We start from the raw sequence: 23,447 nt of genomic DNA, 5'->3' as shown, positions 1-23,447 counted from the left end.
CCATTCGTTCGCGGTGTTTTTGCCGAGGGCCTATCCCCGCGGACGCGGGGGAATCCCTGGATTGCGGTAGCACTCCCCCATCGTCGCGGGCCTATCCCCGCGGACGCGGGGGAATCGTTCAGGAGTCGTTCGAAATCGACGCCGACCAGGGCCTATCCCCGCGGACGCGGGGGAATCTCCAGGAGCGCGCGGTATCCGAGAACCCCGATGGGCCTATCCCCGCGGACGCGGGGGAATCCGATCAGGTTCATGACAGGGTTGCTGATGCTAGGGCCTATCCCCGCGGACGCGGGGGAATCCTGTCGATGCAGTTGCCGCAACTGCTCGGGTCGGGCCTATCCCCGCGGACGCGGGGGAATCGCAGGAAGATTTGCGCGAACAGGTGCTCGTAGGGGCCTATCCCCGCGGACGCGGGGGAATCCGGCGCGACGGCGGCTACCCGGAGATCGACGAGGGCCTATCCCCGCGGACGCGGGGGAATCTGCAAGGTCGGAGCGAATCGGAACAAATTGCAGGGCCTATCCCCGCGGACGCGGGGGAATCCCACAGTCCTTGACGCCCGTGACCGAGGCGACGGGCCTATCCCCGCGGACGCGGGGGAATCGGGCTAACGGAGTTTTCAACATGATCAAGAAAAGGCCTATCCCCGCGGACGCGGGGGAATCATCGTCATGGCGGCGGTCCTTGCGGTGCCGGTGGGCCTATCCCCGCGGACGCGGGGGAATCTTCGTCGCCATTGTCGGTGCGGCGTGGATCGTGGGCCTATCCCCGCGGACGCGGGGGAATCATCGACGGCTCGGGCGTCGGGCCGATCGAGTAGGGCCTATCCCCGCGGACGCGGGGGAATCCATCAGCGCACCTGCTCCACGGTCGTACTGCCGGGCCTATCCCCGCGGACGCGGGGGAATCGCCATCGGCACAGTGGGCCGGTAGCTGGTTTTGGGCCTATCCCCGCGGACGCGGGGGAATCCTCGATGCGCAGCTTGGCGCCGGTCTTCGCCTGGGCCTATCCCCGCGGACGCGGGGGAATCTCGATCATCCATGTGCTGTAAGCGCCGGCCGAGGGCCTATCCCCGCGGACGCGGGGGAATCCGGTTTCTTCGTCCGCGTCACGGCTCATACTGGGGCCTATCCCCGCGGACGCGGGGGAATCCGGGTTGGCCATCAGCGTTTCGACCGCTTCCAGGGCCTATCCCCGCGGACGCGGGGGAATCCCGCAGGGCTGCACAATCGACCGCATTAACTCGGGCCTATCCCCGCGGACGCGGGGGAATCTACTGAGCCGGTCGCGCTCGTCACGGTGCCGACGGCCTATCCCCGCGGACGCGGGGGAATCGGCGGTCAGACTCGATTGCGCGAACGCGAGCCGGGCCTATCCCCGCGGACGCGGGGGAATCAGGTATTTGTCAGGCATTCGCGCCCCTTTGGCGGGCCTATCCCCGCGGACGCGGGGGAATCTCTAGCGGATAATAGCTTGATCCAAAAGAGAAAGTGTTGAACTTGCTTCAGATTTTTAATGTACGCTTTACAGCATCTTTTTCACCAGCCACGTACCGTCAACTTCTATGAGTTTGCGCGGCGACTCACCCAACGATTCTATTCCGATACCGCCAGTTTCGTTGGCGTCACGCCATACCATCGTGATGCTTCCGCGCGGCTCTTCGCTGTGCCAGTCAGCCAACACGTCCCATGTTCGCGTTCGTACTCTCGGGTTCATGCGTGGCGACACATAGACGGTGGGTGCCACTTCAAGCATTACCGACGCCAGGAAGCCGCGATATCGATCGGCGACGTCACGAGTCACGATCATCACCAACCCCATTAGTCTCCTCCGTTCGTAATACTTGCTTGATCTTGTCGATCATCGCCGGAATGACGGACTGCTTGCGAAATACTGTTGAAGCCTCGCGCCTCACTAACCGGTCTATGCTGTCCGGGTTTCCAGCCAGCGCCTTCTGGGCGGCCGAGAAAGCAATTTGCAAAGTCACGGTATCGCGGAACAGGTCGGCAATATCGAGAACGAATGCCTGTCCTGAATCTTCATGGATGAAGCCAAGTTGCGGGATGGCGGCGAGTGATTGGACCGCGATTGCGGCAGCACCTTGTACCGCTGTTGCCGCGTGGTTGATCGCTTGATTGGGGATATCTGCCGCAGTGGGATTGTTGCGGTCGTAGTGCCGTCCATCCCATTCGATGCCGTATTTTTCAGCCATCAAACGGTAGATCGCCTTCACCCGAGACCCTTCGATACCCCGGAGCGTGTCCAGGTCACGGTGGGGAAGCACTTCGCCCAGGCGCAGTGCATACATGTGACGGGCAACGCTGACGCGGCGGCGGGGTGCTCCCCAGAGTTCGGCTTGGCGTCGCGCAACGTCCGAACGGTCTGGTAATAGCGGAGGCGCCGTGTAGGTGCGCACGCCATCCTGCCCCACTGCTGCCATCAGCGTGCCGTGACGTGCCAGTAGCCGCAGCGCATCGTGCGTGATACTGCTTCCCGGGCCGAGCAGGATCATCGACACCGCCTGATGGGGAACTTGCAGGATATGGGGAGTCAGCGAGTCCTTTCCGGCTACGAAATGCAGGCAGCCATCTACGACGCACAGTTCTCCCCGTTCCAGCCAGATCAGGCCGTGTCGGTCGACGTGGGGAACGCGGGCCGTTTCCAGCCCGAGCCGTCCCTTTAGCATGTCGAAGCGGGGCGAAGCAGCAGCATGCCGAAGCCGAAAGCCCGATGGCGACCCACCCCACGTGCCAATAGTCGCGCAAAGGCTTCGGAATTGCCGACGTGCAAGTGCCCGTGGAACACGACATCGGGGCCGTTGACCGAACGCGCGCTTCGTTTGCCTGCGTCGATGCTGCCTGCTTTGCGAATCACCCGCGTAAGTCGAAACGAATCCATATGCGCTTCCACGATGTGAGCGGCGTCATCAAATTGCTTCGCCAACCAGTCGGTGTAGACCGTTGCGCGTTCGCCAAGCCCGCCATGTTCCGCAACTGCCTCGGGGCTGGCTCCGAGTGTGTGCAAAAACATGTCTCGCTCTCGTCCGTCCTTGGCACGGACGACCGGACGCACGCGCAAGTCGAAGCCCAGCCGTTGTCCTGTCTTCCAGACATTCGGAAATGGACGGGCATCGATGTCGTCCAGACCAAGCGCCCGGGCGACGTCCGGCGCGGCCAATCCCGCGTTCAATTTCAGCGTCTCAAGGCCCGCTGTGGTGTAAGCGAGCAATCCCTGCCTGCCCCCGAGGTAACGAAGCGGCTTGGGCGCCAAATCACCGAATGCGGCGCTGAGCAGTGCGTGGAGCGCGTAGCCGTAGTCCCCGTCCGCCGAGAGCAGCTCATACCGAGTTGCCCAAGTGGCCAAGGCATGAGGGTCGGGATACAGACGCATCAAGTGCAGTGCTGTCATGAATGTGCTCCCTGTGGCAGCAGGCTGCCTTCCCGAACAGGCCGCCATCCGCCATGCACGCCGCTGACCCAATTGCGCTCATCGCACAAATCGATCCGGCGATCGCCGTTGAGCCGGCCTTCTCCTTCGGGCCATTGCAGGCGCGACGACGCTCCGCGGTCGACAACCTGAGCAGTCTGAAGGGCGTGTAGTACGTTGCCGGCGGTTTGCCAGCCGGCGAAAATCCGACCGCTGGGAAGGCAGGACTTGCGACCGATGAACAGGGGGCGGGCGGGATGGTCGAGGGCGTCAGCCAGATCATCCAGATCGGGGGACTCATCCGCGGGCTCCAGGCGCAGGGCGACGAGGACGCTGAGGCTGGCGTGGTAGTCGCGGTAGCGTTGCCACGTGAGGGACTTTCGCCCGTCCGGCTGCACCGAGTAGCTAGGGCTTGGTGCCCTGCCTTCGGGTTCTCCGAACGTCGTCCAGCCTTGGTCCTTTTCGAACAGTTGCGCCGTCTGGTAGTCGCGCATGCGATGCGACTCGCCGTCAAGCCGGGCTCCCATGACGAGCCGGGCCTGCAAGCGATCGTGCAACTCGCACTCCTCCCGCCGATAACCCAAGGCATTTGCGAGCAGGCCGGTGATCATCGAGAGCGCAGGAAAGTCGCGAATCACTCCGTAATTGTCGATCGTCTCGCCGCCGAACGCCGTCAGCGGCCCCTCCAGGCGCATCAACAGATGGCGGCGCATTTCAGCATTCCCCTTGCTGCACGATGTCCTTCGCCCAGTCGGCCAACTTGTTGAGGTTGATCCGCTCCGCGCCGGCTAACTCTACGGGATCGAGCGACAGGAAGCGGCGGGCGAGCGGAGCGCCGTAGGCGTCGTCCATGGCAGCGATTTCCGCGGACAGCCGGGCGACGGTCCGCTGGCGGATCGTGCCGTGATCGTTCTTGTCGTCGAGCGGCAGCGCATCGTGGAAGGCGCCGGCGAGGCTGCGAGGCTGCCAGTCACCAGCTTCCACGAGGACGAACTTTGCCCAATCGAATGGAGCGGTCGATCCGCGCTTTGCTCCCGGGCTTACCGTGGCGATCAGGTGAAGGAGATGCTGCACCGCGCGTCCCGCTAGTTCCCGACGCTCGGGAGGCGTGTCCGGCGCGAAGCATTCGCGGGCGGAAATGCCTTCGAGATTTTCGATCAACTGAGGCACGTCGACCACGACGTAGCCGTAGTAAAGGCCTGATGCGAGCTCGGTGTCGAAAATGCCGGCCGAGCCCAGTTCGCCGGCCTCCTGGAGGAGATCATCGACGACGGTGAAATAGTCGTTCTCGACCTGCGCAGGGTGAACCGTGAATGCATGGGCGACGTAGATGGAGGCATCGCGGCTCGCCAAAACGTCGGAAGTCACCATGCGACCGAACAAGGCCGATTCCAGGCCACTTCCGTGCTTAAGGGCTTCAATGTTCTTCTTCTCGTCCTTCAACATCTTCGTCACGTCGGCCTTCAGCGACTTGTCGTCGGATGCCAATTCCGCGAGCTCGGTGCAGCGCTTGACGAGGTAATCGATTTCGGCCCTGCCCAAGAGGACGGCCTGGCCGGTCTTCAACGCATCGTCGCCCTTCTTATCCTTGCCACCCTTGTCCAGCAGGCCAGCATCGCGCAAGAATTCCACGGATGTCTGAGCCAGTTCAGCCGATACACCATTTTCCTGAATTCGCTTGCTGATGAGTTCCAGCGTTCCGCGGGAGCGCACTGCCATGGGTACGTCGAGATTGGAAAGAGCAAACCGGTCTTCGGCAACGCGCCAATGCCTCTTCAAGCATTGGGAGGAAATACGCGTGCGCACTGCATTGCCGAGCGGCAGACGCTTTGCGAGTCCGGCGTCGTCGCGGTTGAGTAGTGCCGCGGGATAGGTGTGCAGCGTGTGAATCTGAATGAAGCGCGGGAATTTCATGGTCGGTCTCCAGTTCTTGACTCAGTGTTTGGATTTCTTTGCTTCGGCCGAAAAGAAGCGTCCGGCGATACGGAGGCGTATCGCCTCGGCTTCGCCTTCGTTGCGCTCCTGACTGAGAATCAGGCCCCCTAGCTCATGCCAATTGGGAGTCTTCTCCTTGCTCGCGAGCAACCGCAACAAGCGTGGAAGGAGCTGCCGGAATGCATCGCCGCGAGCAGTCAGCAATTTCGTGACGCGGGATTCCGATACGTCGGCTTCGCTGAGTTGCTGCCCGAGGCTTCGGCTGCCGTCGTGCCCAGTCAGCGCCATGCCGTGTGCAATTAGCGCCCAGCGGTGCCAAGTGTCGGGATGCCAGCCTTCGGGGGCGAGCTTGGCGTAAACGAGCGCGCGGGAAAGGGCCGCGATTTGATGAGGTCGCAATTCGTTATCCGGATCCAGCCGTGCCAAGGCGGCCCGTTCGCCATTGTCGAGTCCGTGGGCATCGCCTTCGAATCGGGCAGAATGCCCAGTGATTCGAGCCAATCGGGAGATCGGACTCTCATTTGGTGTCGGCTGATCTGGCGTAGGCTCGTCCCGTGGATCGGCATCATGCAGGTTCATGATTGAGCTCCTTGTCGCTGGCGGATTTACGGAAATGGTCGGCGAGAACAGGCAGAGCCTTGCTGTTCCTCAGCCCCCCATGAAAACGAGACAGAGCGGCGGATCGCGCACGGTACCGCTGCTCGCAGCTTTGCGGTCCTGCGTCGAACGCCTTGATGAGGATCGCCTCGGCGCGGTCTGCCATGGCTAGTAGCCATTGCAGGTGCACGTTGTTGGGCTCGCTGGATTCGATTTCTTCGTTCAGATTGTTGAAGAACTGAGCATCCTCGCCTTGTTCGAAGACTTTGACGAAGGTGGTAGCTTTATCCTTTGCGCTGTCGGAGAACTTGTCGTTGTCGGCTCCTTGATCGAACAATGCAGCCAGCGCTGTCCAGAGCACACTGCGGATCTGTCCGATGGCGTGAATCCGTTCGCCAGCCACTCGTGCAAGACGGTCGGTCTGTTTTTGCAGTAGAAGCTTGCGAACAGTTCTCGATACTGGAACGCGGCGCTCGTGATATCCCTCGGTCTTTCCTTGGCCCCGCGTCACGCCTTGCGTCAGGATGACGAGTCCCTCATCTCCGTCATCTGCGTGGATGACTTGGGCTGGAGGGGAACGGAACTTGCTGCCAAAGAGAAGTTCGGCGGCCAGGCGATAATGGAACCCCTCTGCGCCGATCGTGAGTGCCTTCTCGGCAGCGACGTCGATCGGTGTCCAGGGGTCTCCGGTAATGCCATTGCGGGTCTTGGCTTCGATGCGCGCAACCTTTGTGCCGGTGGTAACCGCATGAATTGTGGCGCCGTCGTCGGAGCAGATCAGTCGGATCCGCCGGCAGATCTCGATGTAGAACGGGTCGAGGGACGCAAAAGCCTGACTGGCATTGCCGTCCCAGCTTTGCAGCCAAAGTAGGGCAAGGCCATTACGTTCCTGTAAACCTTGTTGCTCGACGATGTCGGCACGATTTGCCATTAGCTTCCTGACATCTCTTCTCCAGCGCGCCCCCCAATGCCCGTTCGGGACAACGCCCACGGCGGGACGACTGGCGAAGCCACCGTTCATCCGCGAGATGCCATAGTTGCCTTGGCCGAGGAATCCTTCTTGTGTCTGGAGACTGACCAACGCCATTATCCAGTCGTCCACTCCAGCCTGGCGAATGCGGGCGGCCTTGAGATCGTGATTCTTGGAGGTGACGAGCATGTCGAGCTCGTCGGCGGCACGGAGCTCGTTCTTCCAGGTGCTCACCTTTCCTTCCGGCACCGGCGCCTGCATGAAGGCCGGCTGATCACACGGTGTCACTAGGCACCAGGCAGCGCCATCGGGATGTTCGGGCGTAAGAGTGAGTAGCGCGGCTTTCCACGCCTGTTCGTCATCGAAAGGCTCATCGGTCCCGACGTTATGCAACGAGATCGCGGCAAGTTGCACGAGGAACGCATGCCACGGGTGGCGCTGGTGGGGGCGCAGGGCGCGGAAATCTCTTACCTCGTCGTGCGCCAGCGCCGCGAGGAGTCCGGGCAGGCTGTACGAACGAGGTTCGCCGCCGGCCACCAGCCGAGTACGGATGAGTGGCTCATCAAGCAAATTGAATTGCAGTTTCACATTGATCTCCTGCAGCAATCGTTCATTCGTCCCTGAGACGTTCCAGTCCCAGTCGGCTGTAACAGAAGCGAGCGTGTCCGAGTTGGAAAGTAATGCGGTTTTCATGCGTGGCGACATCCGTCGGCTCGGCATCGGGCGATAGACCATGGGGAAGCAAGTGGTGACGTATCGGCAGATCCCTCAAAGGTAAGCCGAAGGGGCCTGCGTCGAGATTGAAACGAACAATCCGGTCCTGGGCGCCGAGTCGGGTGGCGAGACGTACATCAGTCGGGAAGACCGATTCGCCAAAGACCTGCTCGACATCGAGTGCATGGAGATGAGCGACGGCTCGCTCGGCGCTCGTATCGCCTTCGATCTGTTGGCCGAGCTTCTTCCACGACTCCCCGAGCCGATCCTGTAGGGCATGAAGTTTGTCGGGGTGCGTGGCTGATTCGACGAGGTATCGGTTATCAGCCGGGATACAGACCTCGGGCCGTTCTGCGATGAGCACCTTGGTCGCTTCGAGAATGCGCAGATCGTCGTAGATCCCTCCGCCATTGTGAAAGCGGCCCAGTCCGTGCTGCGGGCGCGCCAACATGGGTGTCAAGTCATGTGCCTCCGGGGTCAGTACCCAGGCTTGGGCGCTTCGGTAGGGTTCCGGCCGTTCCTCGACCGGTTTTCGATGACGGTGCAGGCGTCCGATGCGCTGCAAGAGCACGTCCATCGGACAAAGGTCGGTGATGAGCAGATCGGCATCGATGTCGAGACTCTGTTCCAGCGTCTGCGTGCCGACGACGACCAGGGGTCCGGCTGGGCGAGCCTTGCCGAGCTGGGCTTCGATGGCGGCATCCAGTGCGGGTCGATCCTGGCGGGTGAAGCGGCTGTGGTGGAGCGTGGGGACGTCGTTGAGCTTGAAGAGCCATCTCGGATCGGGGATGCTCTGTTCCAGCGCGGTCAAGGTGGCGACGGCAGCGGGAACCGTATTTCGGATGATCAATACCTTTGCGCCTTGCTCAGCCGCCGCGATCGCTGCCTGAGCAATCTGCTCCGGCGAATCGATGATGTCGCGGAGCGTCCAGGCGACGTGTTTCGAATGGCCGGTTGGAGTGATGAGGCGAGGTTTCCGACTGTCAGTGATGGCGGGGTACGGGGCTGCGCGAGCCTCTTCGAAGGGCGGCACGGAAGGGACACGCCGTTGGGTCGCGGAGGTCAAGGCAACATAGCGGTTTCGCGCACTGGAACCCAGGGTTGCCGATAGCAGCAAGGCATGGCCGCCGTTGCCCAGATGGGATCTGAGGAGCCGCTCCAGCAATACGGTCATGTAGGCGTCGGACGCGTGGACTTCATCTACCACGAGCAGACTGCGGGACAGGGTTGCGTAGCGAAGATGGGCATGGCGAACCTGCAGTGCGCCCAACAGCGCCTGATCGATCGTGCCGACCGCTACCGGGGCGGCGAGAAAGCGCTTCGCCGATTCTGCCGCCCAGCGCTGGTGGGCCTTCTGATCGTCCGGATCGTCTGTCCAGAGGACCTTGAAATCGGCGAGGAGCGAAGCTTCGTGTCCATCGGCACTGATGCATCCGGGCAGCGCTCGTACGGCGAGCGGGGCGTTATCAAGCCACAGTCGGCGGAGCGTCTCCTCTACGCGCGCGTAGAGTTGGGTAGCAGCCACGCGGGTTGGCAGAGCGAAATAAAGGCTGTCTACCAAGCCGGCCTTGAAAAGATGGACGTAGCGCCACAACGCTGCTTCCGTCTTGCCGCTGCCGGTCTCCGATTCGAGGATGACGAGGGCGCCGAGGCCGTCGTCGCTCATTGCAGCCTGAATGGGGTGCGGGGCAGGAACATTGAAGACGTCGGCAAAACTTGGAGTCTGGGCTGCGAGCACGTCCCGCCAGTTTTCGACATCAAGGCCCACAGCGGCGATGGCTTTGGCGGCCATGCCACGGGCTTCGTGCTCACGATCCTCGCCGGGCTTCATGAAGGGGAAGAATCGGGTATCAGAGCCAAGCCAGTCAGCCAACTGCACGAGGCCGGCGAAAAGATGCCCGAAGGCGGGTGCGTCGGGCAGCGGCTCACTGCTGGGGGCAAATGCGTCCGGGTAAAGTTTCGGCGCCCGGCGGGCGATCTCCGCCAGGGCGGTTGCGGGACAATACTTCCCGGGACTAGACGTCCAGATACTGGCCATTCGGATGGGAGCATCCTTGATGGGGCGGCCGTGGTGGCTCACGCTGGCGATCAGCAAAGAATCCGCCGCATCGCCCCAAGTGCAGAGCTGTTCGACCAGCGGCGCAATCGCGTCGTTGGCCGAAGGTTCGTCGAACAGCTTGAAGGCTTCGCTGCCATGGCCGGCATGGACGTGCACCGGCCATATAGCCGGAATGTCCCGTTCGTTCTTCCATCGTTTCGCCTGAAAGCCGCTGTTCGCTTTGCCGATGTCGTGCAGGAAGGCCAATACAGCCAGACGGGCCATGTCCTGCTTCGTCAATTTCCGTGCGGCGGCAGTCTCTAATGCACGATGGATGGCCCGGCAACGGCACAAGGCGATGAAGCATGCCGCTACATCGATCATGTGGTCGACCAGCGGATGTATGCGGACAATCCCACTATCGACGTCGCACTCAAGCTTGCCAAATGCCTCAAGTCCTTCTGCCATGTTTGATCCTATGGATTGCAATTGAGCGAAGCGGCGACGTGACAACTCGGCCGTTTGCCGCGATCCCTCAGGCGTAGATCGAGTCAATCTGGAGGGAATCTCACTGGCTGCGCGGAGATTTCGTGTGCCGACTCTTCGCCGCGCGGAAAGGTGACACTGCTCCGCTGTTTGAGCAGCGAGCGGATGGCGACGACGCAATCGATGTAGTCCACGACAACCTCGCGAATGGGGTCGCCTGATCTTATCGATTTTTATGACATTCGATAGTGACCTATGTCATTGCAATCCGGATATTCCCCAGATCAGCTTTCCATCTTCCCCAGCCGTGCCGAGATCGACTCCGCACAATGTCGCAGTTTCTCGGCCAGCGGGCCGTGCCAGTCGGCGTCGAAGCTGTCCGCGGCGCCCATCGCGGTGATCGTCAGGGCGATGTGGCCGTTGTGGTCGAAGACCGGGGCGCAGAACGCGTTGATGCCGGGGATCGGCTGGCCGACGGCGCGGGCGAGGCGCTGGCGGCGGATTTCTTCGAGCTCGGCGTCGAGCTGTCTTCTCGTCAGATGCAGCGACGGGTCGGCGGCGCGGGTGAGGTGGGCGAGCTCTTCGGCGATCAGCGTTTCGGTCAGGCGCGCCGGCAGGAACGCGGCGAAGACGCGGCCGGTCGCGGAAGTGACGAGGTTCATCACCGTGCCGACGCGCATGTTCACGTGCACCTGGCGGCTGCATTCCTCGATGCTGACGACTGTCGCGCCCTGGTTGCCCCACACCGCGATCGCGACGTTCTGGCCGATCTCGTCGGACAGCTTCGCGGCTTCTGGCGTCGCGACGCGCAGCGGGTTCAGTCCGTGCAGCGCCGACAGGCCCATCTGCAGCGAGAACGTGCCGAGCCCGTAACGGCCGGTCAACGGGTCCTGTTCGATCAGGCCGAGCTTGCCGAAACTGACGAGATAGGGGTGGGCCTTGGCCGGCGGCATGCCGGCATCGCGCGCAAGGTCCTTGAGGATCATCGGCGCGCCGTGGCGCACGAGCGCCTGCAGCAGCGCCCCGCCGACTTCGATCGACTGGATGCCGCGGCGGTCGCCGTTGCGTTCGGCGGGGCGTGTGGCGACCGGCTCGGTCATTTGCTCGTCTTTCACGGTGGTCTCCTGTGCGGCGCGAATCTTAGCAGCGGGGCGGCAAAAACGTGCTTTGCGAGGGTGGATGAATTTAACAATAGCGAATCGATTGACTAATAACAAATCGTCGTCTACGCTTTGTCCATCCCGTCGCACTTCAAGGAGTCCGTTCATGAACACCAAGGTTTTCGCTTCGCAAGCCGACCTCGAAGAGAAGCAGATCAGCTTCGAGCAGCTCTCCGAGCACGCCTGGGCCTACACCGCCGAAGGCGATCCGAACACTGGCATCATCATCGGCGACGACGGCGTGATGATCATCGACGCGACCGCGACGCCGGTGATGGCGCAGGGCGTCATCGCCAAAGTGCGCGAGATCACCGACAAGCCGATCAAGTACGTCGTGCTGACGCATTACCACGCCGTGCGCGTGCTCGGCGCGTCCGGCTACAAGAGCGAAGGGCTCGAGCAGATCATCGCCAGCCGCGACACCTACGACCTGATCGTCGAGCGCGGCCAGCAGGACATGGACTCCGAGATCGGCCGTTTCCCGCGCCTCTTCAACGCGGTCGAGAGCGTGCCCGGGCTGACCTGGCCGACGATCACGTTCACCGGCGAGATGAGCCTGTGGCTGGGCAGCGTCGAAGTGAACATCCGGCAGGTCGGCCGCGGCCACACGAAAGGCGACACCGTGGTGTGGCTGCCGCAGGACAAGGTGCTGTTCTCCGGTGATCTCGTCGAGTTCGACGCCGCGTGCTACACCGGCGACGCGTATCTTGCCGACTGGCCGGCGACGCTCGACCGGCTCGCCGCGTTCGGCGCCGAAAAGCTCGTGCCGGGCCGCGGTCCGGCGCTGAAGAGCCCGGAGCAGGTCGCGAAGGGCATCGCCTATACGAAAGCTTTCGTGACGGCGCTATACCGCAGCGCGCAGGAAGCGGTCGCGCTGGGCTACGACCTGAAGGCGACGATGGAGCTGACGCGGCGGAACATGGACCCGCAGTTCGCGCAGGTCTTCATCTACGAGCACTGCCTGCCGTTCGACGTCACCCGAGCGCACGACGAAGCGTCCGGCATCCGCGACCCGCGCGTCTGGACCGCCGAGCGCGACCAGCAGATGTGGCACGCGCTGCAGCAATAATCCGCACCCCCGGACCCCAACGGACAACATAAACGACAGGCCGCCGACCGCCCGAAGAAGGCGGCGCCGGTCGAGCAAAAGCGCAAGAGAAAAGGAGGAGCACCGGTGCTCAGCACGTACAACTACCCGAAGTTCGAATACCGCAGGCCGCCGGAGCTGTCCGGGCAGCGTGACGGGCATTACCCGGTCGTCGTCGTCGGCGCAGGGCCGGTGGGCCTCGCCGCGGCGATCGACCTGGCGCTCCAGGGCACGCCGGTCGTGCTGCTCGACAACGACGACACGGTGTCGATCGGCTCGCGCGGCGTATGCTACGCGAAGCGTGCGCTCGAGATCATGGACCGGCTCGGCTGCGCCGAGGAGATGGTGCAGAAAGGCGTGTCGTGGAACGTCGGGCGGACCTTTTTCCACGAGGAAGAAGTGTTCAACTTCAACCTGTGCCCGCAGCCCGACCACCACCGCCCGGGCATGATCAACCTGCAGCAGTACTACCTCGAGGAATACCTCGTGCGCCGGGCGCAGAGCCTGCCGAACATCGACCTGCGCTGGAAGAGCAACGTCATTGGCGTCGCCGAGCAAGGCGAGCACGTCGCGCTGCGCGTCGAAACGCCCGACGGCGCGTATTCGCTCGATGCCGACTGGCTGGTCGTCGCCGACGGCGCGCGCAGCCCGATCCGCCACATGATGGGGCTGGAAGTCGAAGGCAAGATCTTCATGGACCGCTTCCTCATCGCCGACGTCGTCATGAAAGCGGATTATCCGGCGGAACGCTGGTTCTGGTTCGATCCGCCGTTCCACCCGAACCAGTCCGTGCTGCTGCACCGCCAGGCCGACAACGTGTGGCGCATCGACTTTCAGCTCGGCTGGCATGCCGACCCGGAAGAGGAGAAGAAGCCCGAGAACGTGATCCCGCGCATCAAGGCGATGTTGGGGGACGAACGCGAGTTCGAACTCGAATGGGTCAGCGTGTATACGTTCCAGTGCCGCCGCATGCACGAGTTCCGCCACGGTCGGCTGTTGTTCACGGGGGATGCCGCGCACCAGGTGTCGCCGTTCGGCGCGCGCGGCGCGAACTCGGGCATCCAGGACGCGGACAACCTGGTGTGGAAGCTCAAGCTCGTGCTCGACGGCAAGGCGCCGCAGACGCTGCTCGACACGTATTCGGAAGAGCGCGTGGCCGCCGCCGACGAGAACCTGATGAATTCGACGCGCTCGACCGATTTCATCACGCCGAAAAGTGCGGTCAGCAAGACGTTCCGCAACGCGGTGCTGGGGCTGGCGAAGGACTACCCGTTCGCCCGCGCGCTGGTCAATTCCGGCCGCCTGTCGGTGCCGAGTTTCCTCACCGAGTCGCGCCTGAATACACCGGATGCCGATGTCTTCGCTGGCGTGATGGTGCCGGGCGCGCCGCTCGACGACGCGCCGTGCGAGACGGCGGGCGGCGAGCAGTGGCTGCTGCAGGCCACCGGCAACCGCTTCCAGCTGCTCTACTATGTGCCGGACGCCGCCGACCTCGCCCCGATCGACGCGGCGGCCTTGGCTGCGCTGGCCGATGCGCCGGTCCCGGTCGAAGCCCTCGTCGTCGCCGAGCGCGGCACCGCCCCGGGCGGCTTGAAGACGCTGATCGACAGCCGCGGGCGCATCCGCGAGCGCTACGATCTGCAACCGGGCACGACCTACCTCGTGCGGCCCGACCAGCACGTTGCGGCGCGCTGGCGTACGTTCGACGCCGGCCTCGTCCGTGCCGCGCTCGACCGCGCAACCTGCAACGCCTGAAGGAGCGAAACATGAGCCTCAACACCGATTCGAACTTCTTCACACCCGGCAAGCGCTATTTCTGGGCGTTCAGCCCCGGCGACGACTTCTACGAGGCGCTGATCGAGACGCACCGCGACCTCACCGCCGAGCAGAGCGCGACCGTCAATGCGCGCCTGATCCTGCTGCTCGCGAACCATATCGGCGACATCTCGGTGCTGCGCGAGGCGATGGCAATCGCCCGTGACGGCGCGTGATGCGCCTTCCGCCCAGGAGAACCTTATGCTGATCAAGAAGATCCACCACGTTGCGTACCGCTGCCGCGACGCGAAGGAAACCGTGGAGTGGTATGAAAAGCACCTCGGCATGAAGCTCGTGCTCGCGATCGCCGAGGACGAAGTGCCGTCGACGAAAGCGCCCGACCCGTACATGCATATCTTCCTCGACGCCGGCCAGGGCAACGTGCTGGCGTTCTTCGAACTGCCGACCAAGCCGCCGATGGACCGCGACCGCAACACGCCGGACTGGGTGCAGCACCTCGCGATGGAAGTCGAGTCGGTGGACGTGCTGCTCGCTACCAAGGCGCGGCTCGAAGCCGCCGGCATCGAAGTCGTCGGCCCGACCGATCACACGATCTTCAAGTCGATCTACTTTTTCGACCCGAGCGGCCACCGGCTCGAACTGGCGGCGAACACCGCCACGCCGGAAATGCTGCAGAAGCTCGACGCAGTCAAATGGGACATGATCGAGGAATGGTCGCGGACGAAGCGGGCGCCGCAGCACGCGCGCTGGATGCACGACGGCAGCATGAACCTGGAAGGGGGCGCACGATGAAGCTCGCGACGCTGAAGCGCGGCGGACGTGACGGCACGCTGGTCGTCGTTAGCCGCGACCTCACACGCTGCCAGCCGGTCGCCGCGATCGCGAAGACGCTGCAGGCGGCGCTCGACGACTGGGATGCGGTCGTCGACGACCTCGAGCTGGTCTACGACTTGCTCAACCACGGGCGGGTCGGAAAATTCGGCCGGCATGTGCTCCCGTTCGACCCGGCGCAATGCCATTCGCCGCTGCCGCGCGCGTACCAGTGGGCGGACGGCTCGGCGTACATCAACCACGTCGAGCTCGTGCGGCGCGCCCGCGGTGCCGAGCTGCCCGAGTCGTTTCAGACCGATCCGCTGATGTACCAGGGCGGCTCGGACAGCTTCATCGGTCCGCGCGACGACATCGTCGCGGCGAGCGAGGACTGGGGCATCGACTTCGAGGCGGAAGTCGCGGTCGTCACCGGGGACGTGCCGTTGGGCGCCTCCCCAGACGAATGCGCGCTGAAGATCCGCCTGCTGATGCTCGTCAATGACGTCTCATTGCGCAACCTGATTCCGGCCGAGCTCGCGAAAGGCTTCGGTTTCTTCCAGTCGAAGCCGGCGTCGGCATTCTCGCCGGTCGCGGTCACGCCGGACGAGCTCGACATGGCGTGGCACGACGGGCGCGTGCATCTGCCGCTGCGCGTGACGCACAACGGCCAGCTGTTCGGTTGCCCGAACACCGGCGTCGACATGACGTTCAGCTTTCCGCAGCTGATCGCCCATGTCGCGAAGACGCGCGAGCTCGAAGCCGGCTCGATCATCGGTTCGGGCACCGTGTCGAACAGGCAGGGCGGGCTGCACGGTTCGAGCATCGAAAATGGCGGCGTCGGCTACTGCTGCCTCGCCGAAGTGCGCACTTACGAGACGATCGAAGCCGGCGCGCCGAAGACGCCGTTCATGCGTTTCGGCGATCGCGTCCGGATCGAGATGCTGACTGCGCGCGGCGAAGACGTGTTCGGCGCGATCGAGCAGACGGTGGTGCCGCTCGATCGCTGAAGGTCTCAAGAAAACGCCGGCCCGCCCCAAGTTTTCTTGTCCCCCTCGGGGGGCGGAAACGGCAAAGCCGTTTCCTGGGGGCGCTCAGACGCCCCAGACGACCGGGACGCCGTCCTTCAGCGACGCTTGCAGCATGTCGAGCAGCGGCCACGCGCGCTGGGCGAGACCGACCGGCGCGCCCATGCCGGTCTTGCCCGCGGCGGCCGCAGCTTCCTGCTGTTCCTCGGTCTCCTCGTCACGCGCGGCCTGTCGCGCCTTGTCCTCGTCGATTGCGGTGCGCAGCCGCTCGATCGCGTCGGGGAGTTGTTCGACGGTGATGATGCCTTTGACGTCTTCCGGGTCCTTGCCGAGGATCGCGATCAACTTCTTCGCGACGTCGGCGAACATGATGACGGGGGCGGCGGCGTCCGACTTGAATGTGTAGAGCATCGCGGATCTCCTCAAAGTCCCTTCACTGCATATATCCCCGGCGCATTGCGCCAGTAGCCCTTGTAGTCCATGCCGCAGCCGAACAGGAAGCGGTCGGCGACGTCGATCCCGGTGAAATCCGCCCGCATCCCCGGGTAGGCTTTGCGGTCGTGCACCTTGTGCGCGAGCACCGCGGCGCGCACTTCCTTCGCCCCTTCGGCGCGCAGGTACTCCAGGATCGCATGCAGCGTGTGGCCTTCGTCGAGGATGTCGTCGAGCACCAGCACGCTGCGTCCGCGCAGGTCGGAGGTCGGGCGCACGCGCCAGTCGAGCTGCGTGCCTTTCAGCGCATGGCCGTAGCGCGTCGCGTGCAGATAGCCCACTTCGAGCGGGAAAGGCAGCCGCGGCAGGATGCGCCCGGCGATGACCAGTCCGCCGTTCATCACCGTGTAGACGATCGGATTGCTGCCGGCCATCTGCGCGGTGATTTCCGCCGCCATGCGCGCGAGCGCAGCATCGACTGCGGTCGCGTCGGCGAGGCAATCGGCTTCCTCGCGGGCGCGGAGGATTTCGTCCATATCGACCGGCATGCCGCGGCCTCCTAGATCATTGAAAACGAAAACGTCGGATCGGCCATTCTACCGGCCGATGGCTGCCGTTTCCCGGTTCAGCCCGGGGCGGCGAACGGCTTTTGCGCGATGAACCGGCACGCTACGTGAGGCTGCTGCCGGCACGGGAAGTTTCGCGGGCCGGGCCGAAATCGCTACAGGCGGGCGGCGCGCCATCGGTCGAGCGCCCCGAGCGCGGGGGCGAACCGCTGGCCGAGCTTCCTGAAAACGATCCAGCCGAGCCACGCCCGGCGCGCCACGCGCAACGTCGCGCGCGGCTTGACGAGCGCCACGATCAGCATCACGGAAGACAGCAGCGGGACATGCTCGCGCGCCCAGCGCACCTGATCACGCGCGCGGTCGACGAGGTCTAGCGTGGACTCGATGCCGCGCAGGTGCCCGAACATTTCCGTGCGCTGCTGGTCTGCCCGGATCTGCAGCCGCTGCTTTTTCAGCGCCAGTTCGACGAGCCTCGGGTTCATTCCCTGTGCCGCACGGCTTCGCGATCGCGCGCGAGTTCAGCGAGGCTCGCCGCGAACAGCCGGGTGCCGCGCCGCAGATCGGCGGCGGCGTTGGAGGCGGTGAACAAGCCCGCGCCGAACAGCGCCACAGTGCCGAGCCCGAGAGCGAGGAGGCGATGCTCTTCCCAGAACAGGACGGTGAGGAAAATCACCAGGAACACGACGCCGAATCCGACCAGCACCGCAGTGAGCACGATGTTCAGCAGCAGCCCGGCGAGGCGCAGCTTTTCTTCCTGCACCTCGACGACGAGCAGTTCGAGCCGCGACTGGACGATCCCCAGCCCCGAATCCATGAGGCCGCGCAGGCTGGCGGCCAGACGCGGCCTCGAATCCTCCGCCATCGGGTATCAGCGACGCCCGGCGCCGGCCAGCAGGCCGAGCAGGAACGCGACGCCGGCGGCGACGCCGACCGATTGCCAGGGATTCTTGTGAACGTAGTCGTCGGTCGCAAAAGCGACTTTCTTGGTCTGTTCGCGCACCGCGGCTTCGGCATCCGCGATGCGGTCCTTGGCGGTGGCCAGGCGATCGCCCAGCCGAGTGCGCACATCGGTGAGCTTGTCGCCTGCCTGGCCGGCGGTCAGTTTCAGCAGTTCCTCGGCATCCGCGACCACCACCTTGAAGTCTGCAACAAGCTTGTCGCGGGACACGGAATCTGTTGTATTCAGCATGTTGTTATCCCCTTTTCAGGTCATGACATCCGCGCGGACGCGCGAGCTGAGTACACGCTAGCGCCATTCCCAAATGAAGGCAAATCGCGAGTGAAACGATGCATTCGGGAGTGCGAAGGCCTTCGCACGCGCTCCGAAAAAAACCGCCTGTCGTTGCGCGCGTGCGGTCAACCCTGCCAGTCGTAATCGACCGTCAGCGGCGCGTGATCGGAAAACCGCGTGTCCTTGAACACCTTCGCCTCGCGGGCACGGCTGGCGATGCCGGGCGTTGCGATCTGGTAGTCGAGGCGCCAGCCGACGTTCTTCGCCCACGCCTGGCCGCGGTTCGACCACCACGTGTAGCCTTCATCGCCGGCGTCGGGGTACAGCCGGCGATAGACGTCGACCCACGCCTGCTCCTCGAGCACGCGGCTGAACCAGGCGCGCTCCTCGGGGAGGAAGCCGGAATTCTTCCGGTTCGATTTCCAGTTCTTCAGGTCGATTTCCCGGTGCGCGATGTTCCAGTCGCCGCAGACGATGACCTCGCGGCCGCACGCGCGCAGCGTCGCCAGATGCGGCAGGAAGCGCTCCATGAAGCCGAACTTGATCTGCTGGCGCTCCTCCGAACTGGAGCCGGACGGCAGGTACAGCGACACGACCGACAGCGGGCCGAAATCGAGCTGCAGGAAACGGCCTTCGGCGTCGATGTCGGCGATGCCGAGCCCTTCAATGACGCGGTCGGCCGGTCTCCGCGCGTACAGTCCGACGCCGCTGTAGCCTTTCTTTTCAGCGTGATGGAAATAGCCGATATGGCCGTTCGGCGTGCGCACCGTGTCGCTGAGGTCGCCGGCCTGCGCCTTGAGTTCCTGCACGCAGACGACATCGGCGTTTTGCGTGGCGAGCCAGTCGAGAAAGCCTTTGCCGACTGCCGAGCGGACGCCGTTGAGGTTGAGGGTGATGACGCGTAACATTCTGCCGGATAAGCTCAAAGTGGAAGCAAAACGTGGATTTTAGCCGGGATTTCATTGCATTGGCCTGCGCCAAAGGGGTGCTGCGCTTTGGTTCGTTCGTGACCAAGGCCGGGCGCAATTCGCCGTATTTCTTCAACGCCGGCCTGTTCGACGACGGGGCATCGTTCCGCGAGCTGTGCGGCTTCTACGCGCGTGCAATCCAGGCTGCCGGGGTGCCGTGCGACATGCTGTTCGGGCCGGCATACAAAGGCATTCCGCTGGTCGCCGGCGTCGCGATCCGGTTGGCCGAACAGGGCGTCAATCTGCCTTTCGCGTTCAACCGCAAGGAAGCGAAGGATCACGGCGAAGGCGGCACGCTGGTCGGCGCGCCGCTCGCGGGCCGCGTGCTGATCCTCGACGACGTGATCTCCGCCGGTACGTCGGTGCGCGAATCGGTCGAGCTGATCCGTGCCGGCGGAGCCGTCCCGGCCGGTGTCGTGATCGCGCTCGACCGCATGGAGCGCGGCAAGGGCGCCGAGTCGGCGGTCGAGGAAGTGTGTGCAAGCTTCGGTATTCCGGTGATCGCCGTGGCGACGCTCGACGATCTCATCGGCTATCTCGGCGACAGTCCGGAGCTCGCCGCGAACCTGGACGCGGTGCAGGCCTATCGCGACACGTATGGCATTCGTTCGCCGCGCTGAGCTGCTGTGCGCAGTGCTTTTGGCGCTGCCGCCCGCAGTCGCGGCGCAGAGCGAGCGCACGATCTACTGCTGCGAGGACGCGGACGGCAGGCCGGTGTGCGGCGACGTGCTGCCGACCGTCTGCTACGGCCGCGCCTATCGTGAAATCAGTCCGCAGGGCACGGTGCGCCGCCACGTCGCGGCGCCGCTGACGAGCCGCGAGATCGCGCAGCGCGACGCCGAGAGGCAGCGCCGCAAGGACGAAGAGGCCCGCGTGCTCAAGCAGCGGCGGCTCGACCAGGCGCTGCTCGAGACGTACACGAGCCTCGAGGACATCGACAACCGCCAGGACCGCGAGATCGCCGACATTCGCCGTGAGATCGAAGCGGCGCGTGCCCGGGAAACCGAGCTGCTCGCCGAGCGCAGGCGCCTCGCCGATGAGGCGGCGGCTTACCGCGGCAAGGATCTGCCGCGCAATATCGCGGTCGCACAGCAGAGCGTAGACGGCGAACTCGCGGCGCAGAAAAGCATCATCGATGCGAAAATCCGCGAAACCGAAGCCGTGCAGGCGCGATTCGCCGCCGACCGGCGCCGCTACGCCGAACTGATCGCAGCCGGAGAAGGACGCCGCTGAACGTTCTCCGCCGGGGCGCACGACGCTCGGTTCGCTGCGCGCCGGCCTTGCGGCACAGTGTCAGGTGACGGTTTTGAGGGAAACTCATGAGCCAGCCCGTTGAAAAGGTGGTACGTGCGGCCTGCCCGCATGATTGTCCCGATACCTGCGCGATGGAAGTGACCGTCGCCGACGGCCGGGCGGTGAAGATCCGCGGCGCCGCCGAGCTGCCGTTCACGAACGGCGCGCTATGCCCGAAAGTCGCCCGCTACCTCGAGCGGGTGTATTCGGACCAGCGCCTGCTGCACCCGATGAAGCGCGTCGGCCGCAAAGGCGAAGGCCGCTTCGAGCGCATCGGCTGGGACGAGGCGCTCGACACGATCGCCGCGAAGTTCGGTGCGATCGCCGCCGACGATGCGCGTGGCATCCTGCCGTACAGCTATGGCGGCACGCTCGGCTTCGTGCAGGGCGGCAGCATGGATTTCCGCTTCTTCCATCGCCTCGGCGCGTCGCTGCTCGATCGCACGATCTGCTCGTCGGCGGGCGTTGCCGGCTGGCAGGCGACGGTCGGAGCAATGGTCGGCACGGACCCGGAAGCCCTCGTCGACGCGAAGCTGATCCTGATCTGGGGCGCGAACCCGGTGGTGTCGAACCTGCACGGCTGGCGCTATCTGCAGGAGGCGAAGCGGCGCGGCGCGAAGCTCGTCTGCATCGACCCGCGCCGCACGCAGACCGCGGAGAAATGCGATGAGCATCTCGCGCCGTGGCCCGGCAGCGACGGTGCGCTCGCGCTGGCGATGATGCAGGTGCTGATCGACGATGACCTGATCGACCGCGACTACATCGCGGCGCATACGCTCGGCTTCGACGCGCTCGCCGAACGCGTGAAGCCCTGCACGCCGGAATGGGCGGGGCCGCTGACCGGCCTGTCGGCGCAGGCGATCCGCAGCCTGGCGCGCGAGTACGGCAGCGTCAAGCCGGCCGCGATCCGCCTCAATTACGGGCTCAACCGCTGCGGCGGCGGCGGCATGGCGGTGCGCAACGTCGCGTGCCTGCCGGCGCTGACCGGCGCGTGGCGCCATCCCGCGGGCGGCGCGGCGCTGTCGACGTCCGGCAATTTCCCCGTCGACCAGCACGCGCTCGAGCGGCCGGACCTGTACCCGCACGAGCCGGGCCGCCCGCCGCGCACGATCAACATGGCGACGATCGGCGACGCGCTGCTCACCGCGGACGACCCGCCGATCCGCGCGATCTACATCTACAACTCGAATCCGCTCGCGGTCGCGCCGGATAACCGCAGGGTGCGCGAAGGGTTCGCGCGCGAGGACCTGTTCTGCGTCGTGCACGAACTTTTCCAGACCGACACCGCCGATTACGCCGACATCCTGCTGCCGGCGACGAGCCAGCTCGAGCACCGCGACCTGCACAAGTCCTACGGCCACCTGTACGTGGTGGACAACCAGCCGGCGATCGCGCCGCTCGGCGAGGCGAAGCCGAACAGCGAAGTGTTCCGCCTGCTTGCCGCGCGGCTCGGCTTCACTGATCCGGCGCTCGCCGAGTCCGACGACGAGATCGCCGCGGCAGCGTTCAAGCGCCGCGACAACCGCGTGTATGGGCTCGAGCGCGGCCTTGCGGGGAAGGGTTGGGCACACCTGAACCTGCCGCGGCCTTTCGCGCCGTTCGCGAAAGGCGATTTCCTCACGCCGTCGGGCAAGTGCGAGTTTTTCTCCGCCAGCCTCGCCCGACAAGGGCACGATCCGCTGCCGGCCTGGGTGCCGCCGCACGAGTCGCCGGTCAGCAACCCGGCGCTCGCGGCGCGCTATCCGCTGGCGCTGATTTCGCCGCCGGCGCGCAACTTCCTCAACACCAGCTTCGCGAACCTGCCGCGCTTCATCAACGAGGAACGCGGTCCGTCGCTCGAGATCCACCCTGCGGATGCGGCGGCGCGCGGCATCGTCGAAGGCGACCGGCTGCGCATCTTCAACGACCGCGGCGCGTTCCACGCCCGCGCGGTGCCGACCGATCGCGTGCGACCCGGCCTCGTCGTCGCACCGTCGGTGTGGTGGCGCAAGCTGTCCGGCGATGGCGAAAACGTGAACGCGGTGACATCAAAGGCGTTGACTGACATGGGCGGCGGCCCGACGTTCTACGACTGTCTCGTCGAGGTCGTGAAGGAGGCGCACGATGACTGAGACGCACATTCTCGATGCCGTCGCGCGGCTGGTCGCTGATGCGCCGCGCATCCTGTTCATCACCGGCGCCGGCATTTCGGCCGATTCCGGCCTGCCGACGTACCGCGGCATCGGCGGGCTCTACCACGAGCGCCTGACCGACGACGGACTGACGATCGAAGAGGCGCTGTCGGGCGAGATGATGGAAGCGCGCCCCGAAGTCGCGTGGAAGTACATCGCCGAGATCGAAGCCAATTGCCGCGGCGCCGTGCCGAACATCGCGCACCGCATCATCGCCGCGCTGGAACACGAGCACCCCGGCGTGTGGGTGCTGACGCAGAACGTCGACGGCCTGCACCGCGCAGCCGGATCGCGCAACCTCATCGAAATCCACGGCAGCGTGCATCGCCTGCGTTGTACGGAGTGCAAGCACGCGCGCTCGGTGACCGATTATTCCGGGCTGCGGATCCCGCCTGCCTGCCCGGCGTGTGGCGGCGTGCTGCGGCCGGACGTCGTGCTGTTCGGCGAAATGCTGCCGGAAATCGGCCTGAAGCGCCTCGCGGCGCTGCTCGACGACGGCGTCGACCTCGTCGTGTCGATCGGCACGACCAGCGTCTTCCCGTACATCTCGGGGCCGATCTGGTGGGCCGATCAGGTCGGCGTGCCGAGTGTCGAGATCAACCCCGGCGAAACCGGAGTCAGCGAGATCGTCACGCACCGCCTGCGCCTGCGTGCTGCCGAGGCAATGCCGGAACTGTGGCGCCGGCTGCATCCGGAGCGGCCGCTGGAGGATTGATCGCCACCTGCTTCCTTGAAGGGTAGGCCTGGGAAAACATGTCCGC

General features: G+C 64.7%; 24 protein-coding genes and 1 CRISPR repeat array (1 of these 25 running past the window's edge). Of the genes, 9 read left to right on the top strand and 15 right to left on the bottom strand.

The genetic code is table 11. From position 1 onward, the window contains the following. A CRISPR array of direct repeats spans positions 1-1,458; the repeat unit is 29 nt; unit sequence GGGCCTATCCCCGCGGACGCGGGGGAATC (it extends 3,572 nt beyond the left edge of the window). 67 nt (positions 1,459-1,525) lie between these two features. The 9 genes from cas2e to GO608_RS02390 all read right to left on the bottom strand — a co-directional run bounded on the left by cas2e (position 1,526) and on the right by GO608_RS02390 (position 11,267). Beyond that, on the bottom strand, positions 1,526-1,810 hold the full coding sequence (cas2e, locus tag GO608_RS02430) for a type I-E CRISPR-associated endoribonuclease Cas2e (RefSeq protein ID WP_247002884.1): 285 nt from the start codon (positions 1,808-1,810) through the stop codon (positions 1,526-1,528). After that, positions 1,794-2,687: a type I-E CRISPR-associated endonuclease Cas1e gene (gene cas1e / locus GO608_RS02425; RefSeq protein ID WP_169198245.1), complete on the bottom strand. Its 894-nt coding sequence runs from the start codon at positions 2,685-2,687 to the stop codon at positions 1,794-1,796. Before cas1e ends, cas2e begins: the two co-directional genes overlap by 17 nt. Then, complete coding sequence (gene cas6e / locus GO608_RS02420; RefSeq protein WP_169198246.1) at positions 2,681-3,409, bottom strand: type I-E CRISPR-associated protein Cas6/Cse3/CasE; 729 nt, start codon at positions 3,407-3,409, stop codon at positions 2,681-2,683. The genes cas1e and cas6e overlap by 7 nt, the downstream gene beginning before the upstream one ends. Continuing rightward, entirely contained in the window at positions 3,406-4,140 is a 735-nt protein-coding gene (gene cas5e / locus GO608_RS02415) for a type I-E CRISPR-associated protein Cas5/CasD (protein ID WP_169198247.1), read from the bottom strand. Before cas5e ends, cas6e begins: the two co-directional genes overlap by 4 nt. Before the next feature lies 1 nt (position 4,141). Further along, entirely contained in the window at positions 4,142-5,341 is a 1,200-nt protein-coding gene (cas7e, locus tag GO608_RS02410; RefSeq protein WP_169198248.1) for a type I-E CRISPR-associated protein Cas7/Cse4/CasC, read from the bottom strand. Positions 5,342-5,362: 21 nt separating this feature from the next. Then, positions 5,363-5,941, bottom strand: coding sequence for a type I-E CRISPR-associated protein Cse2/CasB (casB, locus tag GO608_RS02405; RefSeq protein ID WP_169198249.1), 579 nt, complete (start codon positions 5,939-5,941; stop codon positions 5,363-5,365). Next, positions 5,928-7,622, bottom strand: a complete 1,695-nt coding sequence (gene casA, locus GO608_RS02400; protein ID WP_211159341.1) for a type I-E CRISPR-associated protein Cse1/CasA — start codon at positions 7,620-7,622, stop codon at positions 5,928-5,930. The genes casB and casA overlap by 14 nt, the downstream gene beginning before the upstream one ends. Beyond that, positions 7,540-10,149 (bottom strand): CRISPR-associated helicase Cas3', encoded by a 2,610-nt coding sequence (gene cas3 / locus GO608_RS02395; RefSeq protein ID WP_169198250.1) that lies wholly within the window; start codon positions 10,147-10,149, stop codon positions 7,540-7,542. Before cas3 ends, casA begins: the two co-directional genes overlap by 83 nt. Before the next feature lie 302 nt (positions 10,150-10,451). Continuing rightward, positions 10,452-11,267, bottom strand: coding sequence for an IclR family transcriptional regulator (locus tag GO608_RS02390; protein WP_169198329.1), 816 nt, complete (start codon positions 11,265-11,267; stop codon positions 10,452-10,454). 166 nt (positions 11,268-11,433) lie between these two features. Between GO608_RS02390 and GO608_RS02385 the strand changes: the two genes are divergently transcribed. The 5 genes from GO608_RS02385 (at position 11,434) to GO608_RS02365 (ending at position 16,007) form a co-directional block, all read left to right on the top strand. Beyond that, entirely contained in the window at positions 11,434-12,396 is a 963-nt protein-coding gene (locus GO608_RS02385; RefSeq protein ID WP_169198251.1) for an MBL fold metallo-hydrolase, read from the top strand. Positions 12,397-12,501: 105 nt separating this feature from the next. Then, positions 12,502-14,169 (top strand): FAD-dependent oxidoreductase, encoded by a 1,668-nt coding sequence (locus tag GO608_RS02380; protein WP_169198252.1) that lies wholly within the window; start codon positions 12,502-12,504, stop codon positions 14,167-14,169. Positions 14,170-14,180: 11 nt separating this feature from the next. Further along, a complete protein-coding gene (locus GO608_RS02375; RefSeq protein ID WP_169198253.1) occupies positions 14,181-14,405 on the top strand; it encodes a DUF2783 domain-containing protein in 225 nt (74 codons plus the stop codon). A gap of 25 nt (positions 14,406-14,430) precedes the next feature. Beyond that, positions 14,431-14,982: a VOC family protein gene (locus GO608_RS02370; protein ID WP_169198254.1), complete on the top strand. Its 552-nt coding sequence runs from the start codon at positions 14,431-14,433 to the stop codon at positions 14,980-14,982. Continuing rightward, on the top strand, positions 14,979-16,007 hold the full coding sequence (locus GO608_RS02365) for a fumarylacetoacetate hydrolase family protein (RefSeq protein WP_169198255.1): 1,029 nt from the start codon (positions 14,979-14,981) through the stop codon (positions 16,005-16,007). The genes GO608_RS02370 and GO608_RS02365 overlap by 4 nt, the downstream gene beginning before the upstream one ends. 84 nt (positions 16,008-16,091) lie before the next feature. On the opposite strand, the gene GO608_RS02360 is transcribed toward GO608_RS02365, so the two are convergent. The 6 genes from GO608_RS02360 to GO608_RS02335 form a co-directional block, all read right to left on the bottom strand. After that, positions 16,092-16,436, bottom strand: a complete 345-nt coding sequence (locus GO608_RS02360; RefSeq protein WP_169198256.1) for a DUF1840 domain-containing protein — start codon at positions 16,434-16,436, stop codon at positions 16,092-16,094. Positions 16,437-16,447: 11 nt separating this feature from the next. Next, on the bottom strand, positions 16,448-17,005 hold the full coding sequence (locus GO608_RS02355) for a hypoxanthine-guanine phosphoribosyltransferase (RefSeq protein WP_169198257.1): 558 nt from the start codon (positions 17,003-17,005) through the stop codon (positions 16,448-16,450). 173 nt (positions 17,006-17,178) lie between these two features. Then, complete coding sequence (locus GO608_RS02350; RefSeq protein ID WP_169198258.1) at positions 17,179-17,505, bottom strand: YqjK-like family protein; 327 nt, start codon at positions 17,503-17,505, stop codon at positions 17,179-17,181. Then, the gene (locus GO608_RS02345) at positions 17,502-17,885 is read right to left on the bottom strand and encodes a phage holin family protein (RefSeq protein ID WP_169198259.1); all 384 of its coding nucleotides are present in this window, start codon (positions 17,883-17,885) and stop codon (positions 17,502-17,504) included. The genes GO608_RS02350 and GO608_RS02345 overlap by 4 nt, the downstream gene beginning before the upstream one ends. Positions 17,886-17,891: 6 nt before the next feature. Next, positions 17,892-18,212, bottom strand: a complete 321-nt coding sequence (locus GO608_RS02340; RefSeq protein WP_169198260.1) for an ElaB/YgaM/YqjD family protein — start codon at positions 18,210-18,212, stop codon at positions 17,892-17,894. A gap of 167 nt (positions 18,213-18,379) precedes the next feature. Continuing rightward, positions 18,380-19,162, bottom strand: a complete 783-nt coding sequence (locus GO608_RS02335) for an exodeoxyribonuclease III (protein WP_169198261.1) — start codon at positions 19,160-19,162, stop codon at positions 18,380-18,382. 32 nt (positions 19,163-19,194) lie between these two features. Between GO608_RS02335 and pyrE the strand changes: the two genes are divergently transcribed. The 4 genes from pyrE (at position 19,195) to GO608_RS02315 (ending at position 23,401) form a co-directional block, all read left to right on the top strand. Beyond that, positions 19,195-19,842 (top strand): orotate phosphoribosyltransferase, encoded by a 648-nt coding sequence (gene pyrE / locus GO608_RS02330; RefSeq protein WP_169198262.1) that lies wholly within the window; start codon positions 19,195-19,197, stop codon positions 19,840-19,842. Further along, positions 19,820-20,455, top strand: coding sequence for a hypothetical protein (locus tag GO608_RS02325; protein WP_169198263.1), 636 nt, complete (start codon positions 19,820-19,822; stop codon positions 20,453-20,455). The genes pyrE and GO608_RS02325 overlap by 23 nt, the downstream gene beginning before the upstream one ends. Before the next feature lie 86 nt (positions 20,456-20,541). Further along, the gene (locus GO608_RS02320; protein ID WP_169198264.1) at positions 20,542-22,626 is read left to right on the top strand and encodes a molybdopterin-containing oxidoreductase family protein; all 2,085 of its coding nucleotides are present in this window, start codon (positions 20,542-20,544) and stop codon (positions 22,624-22,626) included. Then, positions 22,619-23,401 (top strand): NAD-dependent deacylase, encoded by a 783-nt coding sequence (locus GO608_RS02315; protein ID WP_169198265.1) that lies wholly within the window; start codon positions 22,619-22,621, stop codon positions 23,399-23,401. The genes GO608_RS02320 and GO608_RS02315 overlap by 8 nt, the downstream gene beginning before the upstream one ends. Positions 23,402-23,447: the final 46 nt, after the last annotated feature.

It is taken from the genome of Aromatoleum buckelii (genome assembly GCF_012910785.2).
GTDB lineage: Bacteria > Pseudomonadota > Gammaproteobacteria > Burkholderiales > Rhodocyclaceae > Aromatoleum > Aromatoleum buckelii.
The sequence above is the reverse complement of the archived record's forward strand: the minus strand, read 5'-3'. Positions and strand labels throughout refer to the sequence as shown.